This window comes from Marinobacter nitratireducens, from assembly GCF_000708045.1.
In the GTDB taxonomy this organism is placed as follows: domain Bacteria; phylum Pseudomonadota; class Gammaproteobacteria; order Pseudomonadales; family Oleiphilaceae; genus Marinobacter; species Marinobacter nitratireducens.
In genome coordinates this window covers 117,471-134,904 of the sequence record NZ_ANIE01000002.1, presented here as the reverse complement: position 1 = coordinate 134,904, position 17,434 = coordinate 117,471, and the positions used below count along the sequence as shown (strand labels likewise).

Genomic DNA, 17,434 nt, shown 5'->3' with positions numbered 1-17,434 from the left:
CTACAGGGAACCGTTAATGGTTTGTTCGCCTCCCGTAATCAGGTTCTGTTCTATCTCCTGCTCGGTAAACAGAAGCTTTCGGTATTGCTTGTCACTGAATTGCTGACTCTGGTCCAGGAAAAACGGCGACATGGAGTCTGACGACTGGCTGTAGCTCACCAGACCATAGGCTTGAGGTCCATTGTTCGTAAACTCCAGGCCGTAATGCCAGCTCGTACCCCGCGCAATCAGCCAGCCCTCGGTTCCAGCAACGGTGCCATCAGACAGGCGCCCGGTATTCGGAACGACTTTCGGTGCAATCCTCGGGAAGCGGGTATCCTCAGCGTACTGATCCGTCACTACACCAATAGCGTTGAATGCGCCATCAACATTACCGTCGCCACCGTGCCAGGGAATGCCGACAGACTGGAAGACCGGGGTACCACCGGGAGGCACATCGCCGGAGGGACGGATATATTGCACGGATCCCAACGTGGCGTTCAGGGCAATCCCCTGACTATTCAACGCTTTGACGCCCTGGGAGAGGGCCAGCAGCATGACATCTGACGCAGTGCCTTTCCCGGTTTCAGAGGGCTCAGCGGGCGTATTGACGGGGTCATCACGGTTGAATGGAACCGTCAGATCAGAGTCGAAACTGTTGGCGTAGTTGGCAATGAATACCCGGAATACATGAGCGCCGACGCTGTCTTTGTCGTAAACGCCATCCCAGTTATCCAGCACACCACAAGCCGTACTCAGATCCTCGCCATCAACCAACGTGGCGCCAATCAATCCGCAGCGCTCCCGTAACTCCGGAAGGAACTGCTCCGCATACCACGCCCGGTTGTTCCAGATCACGTTGATCAGGTCTGTCGCACTGAACTTGCCATCCTGCCCTGCGGGAGGCGTAACGCCAGGCATCCCTGCTGCTGTGGGGTTTTGCAGCATGGTAATACCAAGCCGGGTTCGGGGGTTAATCTCGCTGTTCTCCGGGCCATACATGGGCGAGTACCCAGTCAGGAACTGATCCGGGTTTGTCGACCAGTAACTGCTGTTAGAGTTCTGGACCCAGTCCGTTCTGAGCAACTTGGGCTTTTGGTCATAGGGGACCAGGCCACCGCATTCACCCTCAACCCAGTCATCAAAGCTTTCAGACCCGTCCAGCAGCGTTAGCCCTGCATCGAACAGCTGGGCATAGGCAGCACTTACGGATCGCTTGAAGTTGATCAACGCGATGGATTTCTCAGACAGGTTCGGTACCGAGCTACTGTCGATATAGAAGGCATTACCCTGATCATCCGCGTAGGTGGAGTTCACCCAGAGGGTGGTGCCACAGTTGCGGAATACATCCTGGAATTCGCTGAGAGTCGAAGCGCGACTCATGCCCAGCCAGGTATCCAGCAGATTACCGGTATTGGCGTTTGCGTCCCGATAGCTGTAGGCAGTACCTGCATCCCCCCATTTCGGCAGACCTCCGCTTGTGATGGCGTTGCCAGAAACCATAGGCCCGTACTCGGAAAAGTAGAACGTCCTCTCAAACACCACAGGGTTCGGCGCGCCAACATTGACCTCAATCTGGAAGGTCTCCTGAGTAATTGGCTTCTCTTCACCATCCTTGATGTACGTGAGGTTATCTCCGGCTTTGAGAGTCAGTTCGTACAGCGTAAAACGCCGACTCGTCGATACGGTGTGAGACCAGGTCAGATTCTGGTTGAAGTTAATCAGAGGCAGTGCAGTGCCCAGCAGGCCCGCGCCGTTGATATTGAGATACCCCGGAACCGTCAGATGGGCCTGGTAAAGGCGGCGATGCCCGGTATATGGGAAGTGGGGATTGGCCAGCAGGGCACCACGTCCCTGCTCGGTCATATCCTTACCAATGCCCCAGGCGTTACTGGCAAGCCCCATGTCCTGGAAACTGTCCCGCGACGACGCAAGTGCTCTCGCGCTTTGAACAACCGTGTCAGGCTGTGGCATCTGGGCATCCGCAATCACCGGCGTCGGGGCCGCATCCGCGGGATCCTCCCCCGGAACAGCCAGGAACACCGCGCCTGTCGCAAAGAGAGCGCCACTGGCGTACTGACCCACAATTCGATAATGCGCCAGCAGATCAATTGGCGATATCGCTTTCACCCAGGGCTGGTTTCGGCACTCCGCGGGGTAATCTGCCGGATCCGTTTCATTTACGTAGGCGTTGTATCCGGCGCTGAAACCATCCACCAGCGCTTTGCTCTCCTGGCTCAGTGCCGCATAGTCCGTTTCTGCGCCGCTCAGGATATGCTGAGCCTTGTAGCTGAAGTCGTTGATGATATTGATATCATCAACGCCAGGACCAAAATATTTGGCGCGTTCACTGCGCGCCTTGACCACGGCCTCCGCCAGCAGACAGAGGTTGTCCTCAGCCTGCGCATAGCCATGACCAAACGCGACCGAAGCCAGGTTGGCTCCGGTAATGTGCGGCACGCCGCCCGTCGTCCTGCGAATGTTTGCTTCCAGCTGGCCATCTGCTGGAAAAAGATTGGTGTCGAGGCTCGCGCTTGCGGAGCCGGATGAGTCGTCATCGTCGTGGAGGCATCCTGTCAGCACCGTACTGCCAGCGAGCATCAGTGCCAGGCTGAATACCCGGCCATACCCGGGCCTGCGGCCCGGTGTTTTCCTGATTTTCATAGTGTTGTCCTTATCATTGTTCACTACGGATTCACCGCTATCGGTGACAATGATAAAGCTAGCAGACTAATCGCTTTTAGGCAGCAAAACCGAACAGGTTCTCACGTTAAAATATCGCGTTATTAGAAATACTTCTTATTATCGGCCCCCAAATTCTTACCGATCCATTCAGCCCTGCAGCTCGTCTTCTCAAACTTGATCGGAAAACCAATCTGCCTCTGCTGGGATCCGTCCCCTCGATCGACCAGGATCACCATATCCCGGGCTTTCAATTGTGGGTGCTCCGCGGCCTCAGCAATGGTCAGCACCGGCTCGACACATGCATCAGTCTCCGAGAACACCGCTTGCCACTCGGCGAGCGTCCGGGTCGCGATCGCATCTTTCAACGCTTTCTTCAGCGCCACCTGATGCTCCGGATTCTGGCTCAGGGCAAAACTCTTCATTTTCTCAAGGCCCAGAGTGTCACAGAGGCGAGAGGAAAACTGCGGTTCCAGGCTGCCAACGGACAACCAGCGGCCATCGCTGGTCTGGTAGTAATCATAGAATGAGCCGCCGTTGAGCAGTGAACTCTCTGGCTTCTGCTCCTGTCCGCCGGCCAGGCAGGCGGCACCAGACATGGCGTTCAGGGCAAACGCCGCGTCGGTCATGCTGACATCAACGTATTGTCCTTCACCGCTCTGCTGGCGATGGATGACCGCGGCAAGAATACCCATAACGGCATGGTGAGAGCCTCCGGCGACGTCGGCAATCTGTATCCCCATCGGCGGAGGGCCACTATCGGCCCGACCACAGTGAGAACTGACGCCAGCCAACGACAGATAGTTGATGTCATGCCCCGCACGATTCTTATACGGGCCGGTCTGACCATAGCCGGTAATAGAGCAATAGATAAGTCCCGGGTTCACGGCTTTCAGCGCCTCGTATCCGATGCCCAGGCGATCCATCACCCCCGGTCTGAACTGCTCGACCACAACGTCAAACTCGGCAACCAGTGCCTTGATCCTGTCTGCACTGCCCTCGTCTTTGAGATTAAGGGAGATGGCGCTTTTACCCCGATTCAGATAGCCATGCGCCGTACTCACGCCGCCATCATGAGGCGGCATGACTCTGGTCAGATCCATTCTGTCCGGAGCCTCCACTCTTAAGACCTCCGCGCCCATGTCCGCCAGCAACATCGTTGCATAGGGACCTGGCAGTAATGTGCTGAAATCGAGTACTTTCAGTGACGCTAGCGGGCCGGCCATCAATATCTCCTTTTTGTTTGGATTATCGGATTCCCAAATCACTCGCCTACATGCTGCCCGGTTTTGCCAAGCGGGCCAACTGCCGGTTCCCTCATTCCAATTGGCCAAATCTTCCAGCTACGGCATAGGGCGTCACTTGCATTGTTGGGTCGGGGTCTTATGATGGATTTCGTTTTCTTAAAATGGCGAGATACATGTCCGATCTGACGGTTTCAAGGCACTTCGTTCAGGCCGCACTGGTAGGTGCTGAGAACCTGGGATTCGATACCCGGGAACTGCTGATAGAGGCTGGCATATCTCCCGAGCTTTTACGTATCGAGATGGCCCGGGTCAGCAGCGATCAGTTCAGTCGACTGATGCAGATCCTCTGGAACCGCCTTGATGATGAATTCATGGGCATGGGGCCCAGGCGCGCGCGCAGTGGTACCTTTGCAACCATGTGCGCACTGGTCATCGATTGCCCGACCCTTGAGGCGGTCTATCGGCAGGCCTACCAGTTCTCCCGGCTATTCGACCCGATGGTCTCGATGGAACTGGTCACGAATGGTGATCAGGCGCAGCTGGTCACCCGGATCGAAGGAGACATCCTCGACCCCTGTTACTTCCTCAGAGAAAGCTTGCTGGTTATCTGGCACCGTCTGGGAAGCTGGCTGATCGGCCAGCCTGTCGAGCTGGCCAAAGCCGAATTTGACTATCCCAGACCACCCCATGGCGACGAATACCGGCACATCTTTCACTGCCCCCTGACCTTCGAGTCCTCCCAGACCGCACTCACGTTCGACAAGCGGTTCCTGTCCGCACCGGTCATCAGAGACAAACCGGAAATGCGTCAGTTCCTGAAAACCTCGCCCGCAGACCTGCTCTCCCGGCCAGACGAGAGCAATACCTTTACCGGTCGAATCCGGGCCTTAATCGGTCGGGATTTTTCCAAACCGCTGCCGGACTTCGAGTGGATTGCCGCGGAGATGCACACCAGCCCCCAGACACTGCGCCGCCGGCTCAAGCAGGAAAATACGTCGTTTCAGGAGATCAAAGATTTACTGCGACGCGACATGGCGATCTACTATCTGAGTCGCCAGGAATTGCCGATTAATGATATTGCCACCAAGGTAGGTTTCACGGAGCCGTCGACGTTTCACCGGGCGTTCAAGAAATGGACGGGCGTAACCCCGGGTGCCTATCGCGAGGGCGAGAGAGGCACCCTGGTCGGCTAAGACGAATGCAAAGTCAGGAGTCTGAGGGCGACTGCAGGAGTTTGATCAGACGACCCAACGTATGAGCGACCTCCCTGGCCTGCTCCCGGCCCAAAGCCAACTGGAAGAGCCGAGAGCCATCCCTGGGATCGTAGACCCAACAAGCTCCGGCAGCAGGTTCACAACTCCATTCAACCTGTGGATTGACACCATAGACCGAGATTGGCTGGGTCCTCCGCATGACATCAACACCATCCCGACGAATTTCCTGAACGTTGATGGTGTTGTCATTGATATTCACCCGGTAGCCAATATCGGCGGGTTTGTCGATCTGAACCACCCCCTGGTCCTGTCGCCAGCCAGACACCTCAAGCAGGCTGTTCAGGTGCAGGGTCAGAGCCTCCCCGTTACTGTCCGCCAGGTAAAGCTTCCGCAGTGATTCGAGACTTTGCTGTCCCGCAGGCTCGATGACGGCTACCCGCTCCGTCTGGCCATTACCCGCCTGGGGAGCCACCGCATTTGCCTTTCGGGTCTTCTCGATATCGGTGATGAGCTTTAGCGATTCCTGATAATGACTACCATCCGTCCCGGCCAGGCCCACATACTGTTCCAGCGCTGACTGGGCTTCGTTAAGGTGATTGGCCTGAAACATGACCCGGCCACGGTAATAGTAATAATCAGCCGGCTTCTCACCTTCGAGCATTTGCAGCCGGTTCAGGTATTCCGCCGCTTCGTTCCATTTCTCGGTGGACACCGCGTCTTCCGTCGCCAGCATCAACCGGCGCGTCTCGTGCTCCGGAGCCAGGGCGTGGGCCTGCCCTGCCAGAAATAACGTTGTCAGCACCAATCCTCGAGCCAGACGACTACAATTAAACAACACTGTCATGGCATTCACTCCTGATCATTGTCGGCTCCGACCGGTTCATCGTGTTCAACCGGCCGGTCGTTTCTCTCTCCGCCTTCCAGCTCGTCATCGGCATCCACTTCAGCCTGATCCATAATGGCCTTGGGCAATTCTTTCTTGACCCTGACGCCCAATTCGACGAATCGGTTCGCCTGGGATATCAGGTTTCCGCGACCCCGGGTCAATGTATTCATCGCAGCATCGTACGTTCCCTGCGCGGTATGCAACTGTCCACCAAGGCGCTCCATCGCTTCAACGAACACGCGAAGCTTGTCGTAAACGGCGCCGGCACGATCGGCAATCCGGCGTGCGTTCTGGCTTTGCCGTTCATAGCGCCAGATGTTTTCAATCGTCCGCAGCGTTGCGAGCAGCGTGGTCGGTGTGACCACAATAATCTTTCGCTCAAAGGCTTCTGCGAATAGGTTCTCGTCCTGCTGAAATGCCGCCACGAAGGCTGGTTCGATTGGCATGAACAGAAGCACAAAGTCCGGCGAATGCAGGCCATTCAGCTGGCTATAGTCTTTCTCACTGAGCGCCTTGATGTGATTCCGGACAGCCTCGACGTGTTGGGCCAGGGCCTCGTTTCTCGCATTCTCGTCTTCCTCGTTAACCCACTGCTGATAGGCCAGCAACGAGACCTTCGAATCAATAATCAGGTTGCGACTGTCGGGCAAATGCACAACCACATCCGGCCTCAGTAGCTGGTTGTCGCTGTCCCGGTAGCTGCCCTGAGTTTCGTACTCGACGCCTTTGCGCAGGCCTGAGCGTTCGAGCACTCTCTCAAGGATCAACTCGCCCCAGTTGCCCTGTATTTTCTTGTCGCCCTTAAGCGCCCGGGTAAGATTGGAGGCTTCTTCAGTGATTTGCCGGTTCAGATCCTGGAGAGATTTAATCTCACTGCGCAGCGCCTGACGATCACGGGTTTCCGTGGTGTACACATCCTCTACCCGCTTGCGAAAATCCTGCAACTGGTCCCGGAAGGGGTTCAACAGAGTATCGAGGCTGGTTCGTGTCTGCTGCGTGAAACGTTCACTCTTCTGTTCAAAGATCTTGTTGGCGAGATTCTCGAACTCCTGTTTGAGAGCATCCCGATTGCGTTCCAGCAATTCCAGTTTCTCTGCCGCCGCTCTCCGCTCCTTGTCGAGAACAACCTGCTGCTCTCGAAGGTCAACCTGGGCCTGGTGCAGCTCAGCGGCGAGGTCGTCAGTCTTCTGAACCTGCCTCAAGCGCTCGGATTCCAGCTCGGAGATCCGATGACGGCGGGCTTCAAGGTCGGACGCCACCCCCGCCAGTCGGTTTTCAAGTACCGAAGCTTTTTCACGCCATTTCTCCAGATCGGCTTCGTACCGGTCCAGACGAGCGCTATGGTCCTCACCGGCGCGGGTCAGATGGTCAAGTTCCTGTTGCAACAGAGCTTCACGATGCCTTGCCTCCTGCAACAGGTTTTCCGCTTCAAGGCGCTCGCTGTCCAGCCGTTCAACCTCTGATGCCAGGCGCCTGCTCCCGGTTCTGCTATGGATCCAGGCAACCACGAACGAGGCAGATGCAAGCACCAGCAGAATCAACAAGCCCGCCATTAATTCCGGTCGTGAAACCATGAGTTGGGTGACTGCCTCGGGCACTTGGCTCTCTCCTGTTGTCGCTTGAATTCATGAATAATTACAGTCTACCCCATGGGTGGAACCTTTTGCCCGACAGCCCGTCACCTGTATGACTGATCACCAAGGGAATCGCGACTGCTTGGCAAATCCATTCGAGAGGTGGACGTGCCGGTGGACGCGACAGGTGTTTTCGTCTAAAAGGATAAAATGTTCCTTCGCCAAGCTGGCATTACGTTTTTTTAACGGTAATGATGAACAGCAGAGGCGAATAAAACGGAAAAAGATCATGCTCAAAGAACTCTGGCGAAAACTGGGAGCAGATTTTCTGCAATCTCACTACTCTTCCCACAGCGGAGGAGGAGCATTCAGCTCGCGGGAGTCTGGCAAGTATGGTGAGTTTCGCATCCTGCCCCACATCACCCATACCGGAGAGTTCCATCTCGAGCGCCTGACCAACTTGCTGCATGCGAGATATGGCAAGAAGTTCGAGGCTAAAGACATTCGTGCGGCCAGTGACGACGCTATCAGGGATCTGATCGGTTTTGCTGTGCGCATTCAGGATCAGGATGTTCAACGGGAGCTGCTGCTGTTCTATCTCAATTGCTCCCCCGTGATACAAGAATTCCTGCGTTCAGAGACGCTCCTGGGAGACGGCCATTTGCTCTCCCGGTAACTACTTACGACGTATCACGCAAATTTGTCACATCAATCGCCCCCTTAACCATCTGTAAAACCTTTACACAGGCAGGTTGTTGTATACTCCTGCCCCAAATATTTACAGTTTCACGCGCGCAGACCATCGCATCCGTTTTCCAGGTGCTGTCGTCGGCCCGTGCCGGGGTTATTCATGGTGTTAAAAAGTGTTCCTACATGGAGGGGGCTGATCAGGCTCGCAGTTGCCTCCAGCGCTCTGCTAATGATTGCAGGTTGCTCGGCGGACCGATATTTCATGGTTCCCAAATCAAACATCGAGAGCCTCTCATCATCCGTCCAGGCTCAACGAGCGACCCTGGTAACCATGGAGGGGAATGCCACGGTTCGCCACGAGCAGCTACTGAACAAACAGGACAACAGCACACAGAGTATACTGGAAGCCATTCGCACCCAGGTTGAGAAGCCTACCTGCCCGCCAATCCCCGCCCAGAGGGCCTGCCCATCATCGGATTCATCGAAAGGACGAACCGATCGGTTGAAAGGCAAAGTGATTGTTGGGGAAGTCGAAAAAATCTACATGGCCGAGCCGGATCAGGTTTATACCGCCAGAATTGACAGTGGCGCCGAAACATCCTCGCTGGATGCCCGGAACATCACCCGATTTGAGCGGGATGGGAACAATTGGGTCAGGTTCGATGTACCCGTTCGCGGAACCAACGAACTGGTGACCATGGAAAAGGAGATCTCCCGCCGGGTCAAAGTCATTCAGGCCAGTGCAGACGAGGCGGAACGTCGGGTGGTTGTGGAACTCCAGTTTGCCATTGGTGACCACGAGCAGGTCGCCGAATTTACACTGACTGACCGGGCAAACCTGACCCACGAGGTACTCATAGGTCGCAATATTCTGCGTGACGTCATGCTTATTGATGTGGGTAAAGAGTTTGCCACCGAGCTGCCCGAATCCATTACCAATCGCAGAGGCGAATCGTGACCAGCCGCTCCCGCCTGCCCTTTTACATTGCCGTCTTTCTGCTGATCGCTGCCGGGATATCCCTCGCGATATGGCGACACATGGAGCTGGGTATTCCCTGGCTTACCGGAGAACAGCGTCCAATCTGGATGGTGGAAGCACGCGTCGACTTCGACGCTCGGGACGACTCAGTCCTCGCCAGCCTGAATGTCCCCGAGCAACCACCGGGATTTCGGGTTCTCAGTGAGCAGGCAGCATCTCCTGGTTATGGCTTTTCCGTTATCGAGAAGTCGGGAAGCCGCCGTGCCGAGTGGTCAAAACGACAGGCGTCCGGTCCGCAAACTCTGTATTTCAAGGCGCAGTTCATTCCTGAGCCCAGCGCTGAGCCCACACCGCCGCTGAGACCGCCCAAGGCACGAAAAGTCTTCTGGGAAGAGCCCCAGGCCACAGCGGTTCGAGAAATCCTGGACCAGGCTACCGCGCGATCCAGCACGCCCGAGAGCCTGACCCGCGAACTGATTCGCCTGATGCAGCCCGATACCCGCACACAGAACACGACGCTTCTGGTCGCCGAAGAGAACTACCTTAGGCTGCTGGAAGACATGCTCAACCATGCGGGCATTCCGGCACGGACAGCGGACGGCCTGAAACTTGAAGATGCCCGCCGCCGCCAGCAACTGACCCCGTTCCTGCAGATCTATAACGGTGAACGCTGGCTGACTTTTGATCCGAAAACCGCTGAGCAGGGCGTCCCCGAAAACTTGCTACTCTGGCGGCAGGGCGCTGGCTCCCTGCTGGATGTGATTGGAGCCGACAACTCCGAAGTTGGTTTCTCGATCCTGCGCCAGACTGTGCCGGCGCTGCAGCTGGCTACCATGCAGTTTGAAAGTAAGGGGCTTGGCTTTCTCAGTTTCTATGAGCTGCCCATTGAAGAACAGAGCATGTTCCGCATGCTACTTCTGCTGCCCCTCGGCGCCTTCGTTGTGGCCTTTATGCGAATGGTGATCGGGATACGAACCTCCGGCACGTTTATGCCGGTTCTGATTGCCGTCGCGTTCGTACAGACAACCCTGGTACCTGGCCTGATTGCGTTCCTGGCCGTAGTGTCGATTGGCCTGCTGATGCGCGGCTACCTCTCCAGCCTCAACCTGCTGCTGGTCTCCCGTATTTCGGCACTCATCATTCTGGTTATCTTTATTACCGCCGGCATGAGCATCATTGGCTACCAGATGGGCTTCAACACCGGCATGACCGTCACTTTCTTCCCGATGGTCATCATCGCCTGGACCATCGAACGCATGTCGATTCTCTGGGAAGAGGAAGGTGGCCGCGAGGTCCTTATTCAGGGTGCAGGCAGTCTGTTTGTGGCCATCTGCGCCTACCTCCTGATGAGCGCCCCTCTGGCAGGCCACCTGACGTTCAACTTCCCGGAGCTGCACCTGGTGGTGCTTGGCCTGATCCTGTTAATGGGTCAATACACCGGTTACAAACTCAGCGAGCTCAAGCGATTTACCCCGATGAAGGTTTACGACTGATATGGACTGGATCTCTCCACGTCAGCTGAACCGCCTCGGGATGCTGAACATGAACCGACGCAACGTGGATTACATTGCCCGGTACAATGATCGCTCGTCGTACCCATTGGTCGATAACAAGCTACAAACCAAGCTGGTGGTCGCCGAATATGGGGTCAAAACACCGGAGCTCCTGCAGATTGTCCGCCAGCAGCATGAAATTTCTCATTTTCGGGAAATGGCGGAAGATCTGGGCGGATTCGCGATAAAGCCCGCCAAAGGGTCGGGTGGGAAGGGTATTACAGTCATCACCGGCCGTGACGACGACGCCTACATCAAGGCGTCCGGAGCGCGTGTTGATGCAGATTACCTGAAGCGCCACCTGACTAACATTTTGGCCGGACTCTACTCACTGGCCGGTACACCGGATGTGGCGATCGTGGAAAGCCTGGTCGAATCGGCCCCGGAGATTGCCCGCTACTCGTTCCAGGGAGTACCTGACATCCGCATTGTGGTATTCCAGGGCTATCCGGTGATGGCAATGCTGAGACTGGCTACCAAAGCCTCTGATGGCAAAGCGAACCTTCATCAGGGCGCAGTGGGCGTTGGCCTGGATATCGGCACTGGGCGCAGCCTCAACGCAGTTCAGTTCAACCGCCCTATCAGCCTGCATCCAGATACCGGACTGGCACTGGAAAACATTCAGATTGATGCCTGGCAGGAAATGCTGGAAATGGCCTCCCGTTGCTATGAAGCCACAGGGCTGGGCTATATGGGGGTAGACCTGGTGGTGGACGCCAATCGCGGCCCCTTACTATTGGAACTGAACGCCCGCCCGGGCCTGGCGATCCAGATGGCCAATGGCCGGGGCTTGTTGCCAAGATTGCGCACCATCGAAGCCCTGAAGCGCCCGCACTTTATCCCCCAGGAACGCGCGACGTTTGCCATGGACACGTTCGCAGCCCTTTAACGTCGCCAACAAACACGTCGAATCGATATGTCATCGGGCATAAAAAAACCGGGGCAAACGCCCCGGTTTTTTTTATTTCACGCTCTCACTCAGAGCTCGCCCCGAGCGATCAGCAGCTTCCGCTCATGGGTCAGCCCCTTCAGGAGCCCCCAGGTCATGATCAACAGAATTGCCGTAAATGGCAGCCCTGCGCTGATCGCCGTAGCCTGGATAGCACCCAGAGCATCCTCACCACCGCCAAAAATAAGCGCAGCAGCGATGCAGCCTTCCATCACAACCCAGAACACGCGCTGAGCGGTCGGTGCGTCGGTTTTACCACCGGCGGTAATGCTATCGATCACCAACGAACCCGAATCCGATGAGGTCACGAAGAACACCAGAACCAGGATGATGCCAACAAACGAGATCACGCCGGTCAGGGGCAGGTTATCGAACATCTGGAACATGGCCAGAGGTACATCGGTCAGACCGTTTGCAGCCAGCGCGCCGATACCGTCCATAATCTGCTCAAGAGCCGTACCACCGAAAGAACTCATCCAGACCATGGTGATCACGGTCGGAATGATCAGAACCGCGGTTACAAACTCACGAACCGTACGTCCACGGGATACCCGGGCGATAAACATACCAACGAACGGCGACCAGGAAATCCACCAAGCCCAGTAGAATACAGTCCAGCCCTGGAACCAGGCTTCGTCTTCGCGGCCAAACGGATTACTCAGCGGCAGGACATTTGCAACATAGCTGGATGAGGTGACCCACATGGTTTCGAGAATCGACATGGTGGGGCCAGCGAAGATAATGAAGAACAACAGCAGACCGGCAAGGCCCATGTTGATATTACTCAGTACCTTTACACCACCATCCAGGCCACGAAGAACCGACATCAGCGCAACCGCAGTAACACCGACGATGATGGCCATCTGGATGTTGACGCCAGCACCGACATCAAAGAGATAGTTAAGACCGGATGCCGCCTGCTGAGCACCAAAACCCAGAGAGGTCGCCAGACCAAAGATGGTTGCGACAACCGCCAGGATATCGATGACATGGCCTGGCCATCCCCATACCTTGTCCCGCAGCAACGGGAAAAATGCTGAACGGATGGTCAGGGGCATGTTTTTGTTGAACGCGAAGAATGCCAGGGATAGCGCAACAACCGCGTATATCGCCCAGGGGTGGAGGCCCCAGTGATACATGGTGGCCCCCATGGCCAGATCTGCCGCCGCCGGCGTGTTCGCCTCTACGTTGAACGGGGTTTTGTACCATCCGGTGTAATAGGCCGTCGGCTCAGCCACTGCCCAGAACATAAGACCAATCCCCATACCAGCCGCGAACAGCATCGCAAACCAGGACATGGTGGAGAACTCGGGCTTGGCGTCCATACCGCCAAGCCGGATCTTGCCGACCGGCAAAAAGATCAGTGCAAGACAAACCACCACGAAGATGTTTGCGCTGATCAGAAAGAACCAGTCAAACGTTGCAATGATGTCCCACTTTGCACCGTCCAACATCGATTTAGATTCGGCAGGGAACAGCAAGGTTCCTACCACAAACAGCACCACCAGTATTGCCGTAATCGGGAATACCGGAGCGTGAAGATCGAGACCGAAAGGAGTTATATTATCCTGGCCTGCGACGTAATCCGTCTGATATTCGTCTTTAACTACCTCGCCCACGTTCGGCGCCTCCTGAGTTGGGTGGATCTTCTTTTCAGAATCGGAATTCAAACGTTACAAACGCGTCATCCTAATGTTTTGACATCAAAACATCAAAACCCGTTCCGATTCGCGCGCTCGCCTTTAAGCATAGACCAACATCAATTTCTGAAAAGGCCGGGGGATACACCACCCACTACAGAAATCGACTCGTATGGATATACTGTGCCTGAATCACCCCCGGCTGACGGCAATTCGGAACACTCGAGGTATCCATGGAGAAAACAAGCACTTTCCCGCTCCGCTACACCGCATTCGCTCTGAGCATTGTGGGCTTTTTTGTTTCACTGGCCATCAGCCTGTATGTCGGAGCCGGGTACATATTCCCCATCATATTTGCCGCTTTTTCCGCGTTAGGCACCTACGACATGCTCCAGCGGCGACACACGGTCAGCCGAAATTACCCAATACTCGCCAACTTCCGCTATCTGTTTGAATCCGTTGGTCCTGAAATCCGCCAGTACTTCATTCAGTCTGATACCGAAGAGCGCCCGTTCTCCCGCGAACAACGCACTATTGTCTACCAGCGTGCGAAAAACGTACTCGATAAGCGACCGTTCGGATCACAGCTAAGCATGTATGAGGAGGGGTTTGAGTGGATGAATCATTCCCTGACGCCTACTCGAATCACAGACAGCGATTTCCGAATCGTGATCGGGAAAAACTGCAAACACCCATACAGCGCAAGCGTGTTCAACATTTCTGCCATGAGCTTTGGCGCACTGTCTGCCAACGCCATCACCAGTCTCAATACGGGTGCGAAAATGGGCGGTTTTTATCATGACACCGGCGAGGGCTCCATTTCCCGCTACCACAAACAGCCGGGTGGCGACCTGGTGTGGGAGATTGGCTCTGGCTACTTCGGTTGCAGAAACAAGGACGGCACCTTCAACGCCGATATGTTCCGCACTAATGCCAGCCTTGATCAGGTCAAAATGATAGAGCTCAAACTATCTCAGGGTGCCAAACCGGGCCATGGCGGCATTTTGCCCGGCGCCAAGGTCACGCCGGAAATTGCCGAAGCCCGTGGTGTTTCGGTTGGTGAAGACTGCGTATCTCCGGCCAGCCATTCTGCCTTCAGCACCCCGGTCGAATTGCTGGAGTTCATTGATCATCTGAGAGATCTCTCGGGTGGCAAACCCGTCGGTTTCAAACTGGCCATCGGCCATCCGTGGGAATGGTTTGCCATTGTGAAAGCGATGCTGGAGACCGGCAGAAAGCCTGACTTTATCGTTGTGGACGGCGGTGAAGGCGGCACGGGGGCCGCCCCACTGGAGTTTATCAATCGCCTCGGAACACCGATGACCGAAGCTCTGCTTCTGGTGCACAACACATTGGTTGGCACCAACCTCCGCGAGGACATCGCCATAGGCGCAGCAGGGAAAGTCACGTCCGCATTCAACATCGCCAGAACGATTGCTCTGGGCGCAGACTGGTGCAATTCGGCACGGGGGTACATGTTCTCACTGGGCTGCATTCAGGCACTGAACTGCCATACCGGCCGCTGCCCCAGCGGCGTGGCCACCCAGGATCCGCGGCGCGGTGAAAAGCTGGATGTGGAACTGAAAAGCCAGCGCGTCTACAACTTCCACAAAAACACCCTGGACGCCCTCAGACATCTTCTCGAGGCCTCAGGACTCCGGCATACATCCGAACTGGGCCCCGAGCATGTGGTCCGACGGGTGTCGAAGACCGAAGTCCACACCTACCTGGACCTGTTTGATTTCCTGCAGCCAGGCGCACTTCTTGATGGAGAAACCGGCCTTCCGGTATTCGACAGATATTGGCCCAAGGCAGACTCCAACTCCTTTGAACCGCCAGAATTCATACTCAAGCTCAGGGAAACCAAGCTGCAATGAAAATCCCTCAGTTAAAGCCTCAAATCCTGTTTATTTTTGGGTTGGGCTAGTGTAGACTTCGCTCCCGCTAAGCCACTGAGTTAACTCTCAAGTTTCTCAAAGGCAAAGCATTTCGGGGCGTAGCGCAGCTTGGTAGCGCACCTGCATGGGGTGCAGGGGGTCGTAGGTTCAAATCCTACCGTCCCGACCAGATTCCCCAAACAAAGCCCGGGCCGACAGGTCCGGGCTTTGTTTTATCTACCCTTCTCCGGACACACCAGCCGATACACCACGCTGAATATCATCCCGGCCGCAATGCCCAAAACATGGGCCTCAACGACAATCTGATGGTTCGTCAGCGTCGTCACGCTCAGTGGCACGTATAGGCCATCGATTGCTGTTTTTATCAGGATCGTGACCAGCAATAACACGGACAGGGATTTCATACGCCTTGCTTGCCTCACGAGGCCGGTCGCGAGCATGCCATAGAGTAATCCAGACAGCCCGACGTACCAGCTGACTTCTGGCGCCCAGAGCCAGAGACCAAACGTAATCGCGCACCCCATCAAAACGATCAGCAGCAGCCACTGATCATTGCTGAATGAGCTCCCGACAATCAGCCAGACAAGCCACAGGCCTCCGAGATTCAGGAGAAGATGAACCCAGTCCAGATGGACAAAGTGCGCCGTCACCAGACGCCACACTTCCCCACCCTGCACGAAATCAGATTTGTATTGCAGAGCCTCGGCCGTCTCGGAGTGAAACATACCGATCCCGATCGCAATGACGCTCATTGCGATCGGGATGATAAGGCTGGCGATGATTCCAGCGCACCGGCAACCAGCTCTTGCAACACGTCCTGATCACCAGAGAACAGGTAGTACTCCCCCGCCTGCGCAAGGTTGTCGACAATAAGCCCGGCCTGGCTCTCGATGGACTCCTGCTTGTCCCGGAGGCCGATACTACCGACCAGGACGCTGAAAATAGCAGCCACCAGCAAGAGCGGAAGCAGACCACCAATAATTATCTGGGCCCGAATGCTCGATAGACCAAACTCAGCGACTTTCACTGCCCGGCTCCCCTGTCATCGGCTGTCCATCCGGCAGCTTACCTGTCACCCGCGAAAGCGAACGGGCGACCGAGTGATTCATTTTGTAGCGGAAGAAACCCGGGTAGTTCACCTTGATGCCACCATCTGTCGTTGTTCCCTGCGCGAAGCCGGTGCTTTGCCCCAGGGACTCACCCACCTGGCAACCCAGCTCAGTCGCCATAGAGTAGACAGCTGCCAGGGCACCGGCTTTTACATACCCTTCGGAATAACCAAAAACGGGGACACGCTTCTGGTACGCAGAGTACAAAACAAACCTGATCCCACTGGGGGCAGTGAGCACGGGGTCGTACAACAATAGTAGTGCATCACTGCTGGCGAGTATGCCGGGCAAGACGTCGGGCAAATCCTGCCGTGTGGTTACCAGCCCTGACTGTATGGAAAAACCGCGCAGGCTGGCTTCGCGGTTCAGCTCAGCCTCATAGAGTCCGGTATTCGGCCCAAGAATCACACCGAGATTCTTCGCATCCGGTAGCAGGCTTCTCACTAAAGATAGGTGTCGCGACAAAGGTTGATCAAGCACAAAGACACTGTGAATCCTTGGTCCGAGCCTTCCGACAGGCGACAAGTGTTGAATTGTCACGCGCGGGATCATGGCGCTGATGATCGGAGGACCCGCCTTTATGGCCATGACAGACTGTGTGGCCTCAACGCCCACCGCGACAATACTGTGCACACCTCGCAGGTCGTCTTCGGGCTCTAACTCACCAATTCCAGCCACCCTGAGCCGAGCGCCAGCCTCTTGCCCAGGGAGATAGCACGTTGAGAGCCCCTTCATGAATTCGCTGTGCGTCTCGCTTTCCTGTTTCAGGACGACCAGCGTATCTCTCGTTTCGCCTTCTGTGACAGGCTCACTGCATACCACGCCGGCGACAAACAGGCACACCGCCCCCCCAATCAGCGAAACAGCCCTGCAACACCGGACCAACAAGGTATAACCGAATGCCCGTATCACGACGAAAACGGCCATCGGCATCAATTGGCAGAATATGACGAAAGGTACGCCCGGATCATAACAACTACCCGATTCAAGACATGCAACCTACATGTTTACGAGGATTCTCCTCGGGAAACAAT

Annotated in this window: 14 protein-coding genes and 1 tRNA gene; 7 read left to right on the top strand and 8 right to left on the bottom strand. The window is 55.8% G+C overall.

The annotated features are described in order from the left end of the window. Positions 1–2,643 carry a penicillin acylase family protein gene (locus D777_RS01510; protein ID WP_036128101.1) on the bottom strand — a complete coding sequence of 881 codons (2,643 nt, stop codon included), beginning with the start codon at positions 2,641–2,643 and terminating at the stop codon, positions 1–3. A gap of 122 nt (positions 2,644–2,765) precedes the next feature. Further along, on the bottom strand, positions 2,766–3,887 hold the full coding sequence (locus tag D777_RS01505) for a CaiB/BaiF CoA transferase family protein (protein WP_036128098.1): 1,122 nt from the start codon (positions 3,885–3,887) through the stop codon (positions 2,766–2,768). Between the two features lie 194 nt (positions 3,888–4,081). Between D777_RS01505 and D777_RS01500 the strand changes: the two genes are divergently transcribed. Then, a complete protein-coding gene (locus D777_RS01500; RefSeq protein WP_036128095.1) occupies positions 4,082–5,101 on the top strand; it encodes an AraC family transcriptional regulator in 1,020 nt (339 codons plus the stop codon). Positions 5,102–5,114: 13 nt separating this feature from the next. Here D777_RS01500 and D777_RS01495 read toward each other — a convergent pair whose 3' ends face one another. Next, positions 5,115–5,966 (bottom strand): tetratricopeptide repeat protein, encoded by an 852-nt coding sequence (locus tag D777_RS01495; protein ID WP_036128092.1) that lies wholly within the window; start codon positions 5,964–5,966, stop codon positions 5,115–5,117. A gap of 5 nt (positions 5,967–5,971) precedes the next feature. After that, entirely contained in the window at positions 5,972–7,582 is a 1,611-nt protein-coding gene (gene rmuC / locus D777_RS01490; protein WP_036128252.1) for a DNA recombination protein RmuC, read from the bottom strand. A 289-nt stretch (positions 7,583–7,871) separates the two neighbouring features. Here rmuC and D777_RS01485 point away from each other — a divergent pair, with 289 nt between their 5' ends. The 4 genes from D777_RS01485 (at position 7,872) to D777_RS01470 (ending at position 11,693) form a co-directional block, all read left to right on the top strand. Then, positions 7,872–8,258 carry a hypothetical protein gene (locus D777_RS01485; RefSeq protein WP_036128089.1) on the top strand — a complete coding sequence of 129 codons (387 nt, stop codon included), beginning with the start codon at positions 7,872–7,874 and terminating at the stop codon, positions 8,256–8,258. A 276-nt stretch (positions 8,259–8,534) separates the two neighbouring features. Next, positions 8,535–9,230: an ATP-dependent zinc protease family protein gene (locus D777_RS01480; protein WP_081849443.1), complete on the top strand. Its 696-nt coding sequence runs from the start codon at positions 8,535–8,537 to the stop codon at positions 9,228–9,230. Then, positions 9,227–10,744, top strand: a complete 1,518-nt coding sequence (locus tag D777_RS01475) for an inactive transglutaminase family protein (protein ID WP_036128086.1) — start codon at positions 9,227–9,229, stop codon at positions 10,742–10,744. The genes D777_RS01480 and D777_RS01475 overlap by 4 nt, the downstream gene beginning before the upstream one ends. 1 nt (position 10,745) lies before the next feature. Continuing rightward, positions 10,746–11,693, top strand: a complete 948-nt coding sequence (locus D777_RS01470) for an alpha-L-glutamate ligase-like protein (RefSeq protein ID WP_036128083.1) — start codon at positions 10,746–10,748, stop codon at positions 11,691–11,693. Positions 11,694–11,782: 89 nt separating this feature from the next. Here the strand turns inward: D777_RS01470 and D777_RS01465 are convergent, their stop codons facing one another. After that, positions 11,783–13,372: a BCCT family transporter gene (locus D777_RS01465; protein WP_036128081.1), complete on the bottom strand. Its 1,590-nt coding sequence runs from the start codon at positions 13,370–13,372 to the stop codon at positions 11,783–11,785. A 254-nt stretch (positions 13,373–13,626) separates the two neighbouring features. Between D777_RS01465 and D777_RS01460 the strand changes: the two genes are divergently transcribed. Together D777_RS01460 and D777_RS01455 are read left to right on the top strand one after the other, a co-directional pair. Then, the gene (locus D777_RS01460; protein WP_036128078.1) at positions 13,627–15,270 is read left to right on the top strand and encodes an FMN-binding glutamate synthase family protein; all 1,644 of its coding nucleotides are present in this window, start codon (positions 13,627–13,629) and stop codon (positions 15,268–15,270) included. Between the two features lie 113 nt (positions 15,271–15,383). Beyond that, positions 15,384–15,460, top strand: a tRNA-Pro gene (locus tag D777_RS01455). Positions 15,461–15,503: 43 nt separating this feature from the next. Here the strand turns inward: D777_RS01455 and rrtA are convergent. The 3 genes from rrtA to D777_RS17605 are packed head-to-tail and all read right to left on the bottom strand — an operon-like array spanning position 15,504 to position 17,243. Beyond that, a complete protein-coding gene (rrtA, locus tag D777_RS01450) occupies positions 15,504–16,016 on the bottom strand; it encodes a rhombosortase (protein ID WP_160171423.1) in 513 nt (170 codons plus the stop codon). A gap of 23 nt (positions 16,017–16,039) precedes the next feature. Then, complete coding sequence (locus D777_RS01445; protein ID WP_036128075.1) at positions 16,040–16,318, bottom strand: hypothetical protein; 279 nt, start codon at positions 16,316–16,318, stop codon at positions 16,040–16,042. Further along, the gene (locus D777_RS17605; protein ID WP_160171422.1) at positions 16,305–17,243 is read right to left on the bottom strand and encodes an ABC transporter substrate binding protein; all 939 of its coding nucleotides are present in this window, start codon (positions 17,241–17,243) and stop codon (positions 16,305–16,307) included. The genes D777_RS01445 and D777_RS17605 overlap by 14 nt, the downstream gene beginning before the upstream one ends. Between the last annotated feature and the right edge of the window lie 191 nt (positions 17,244–17,434).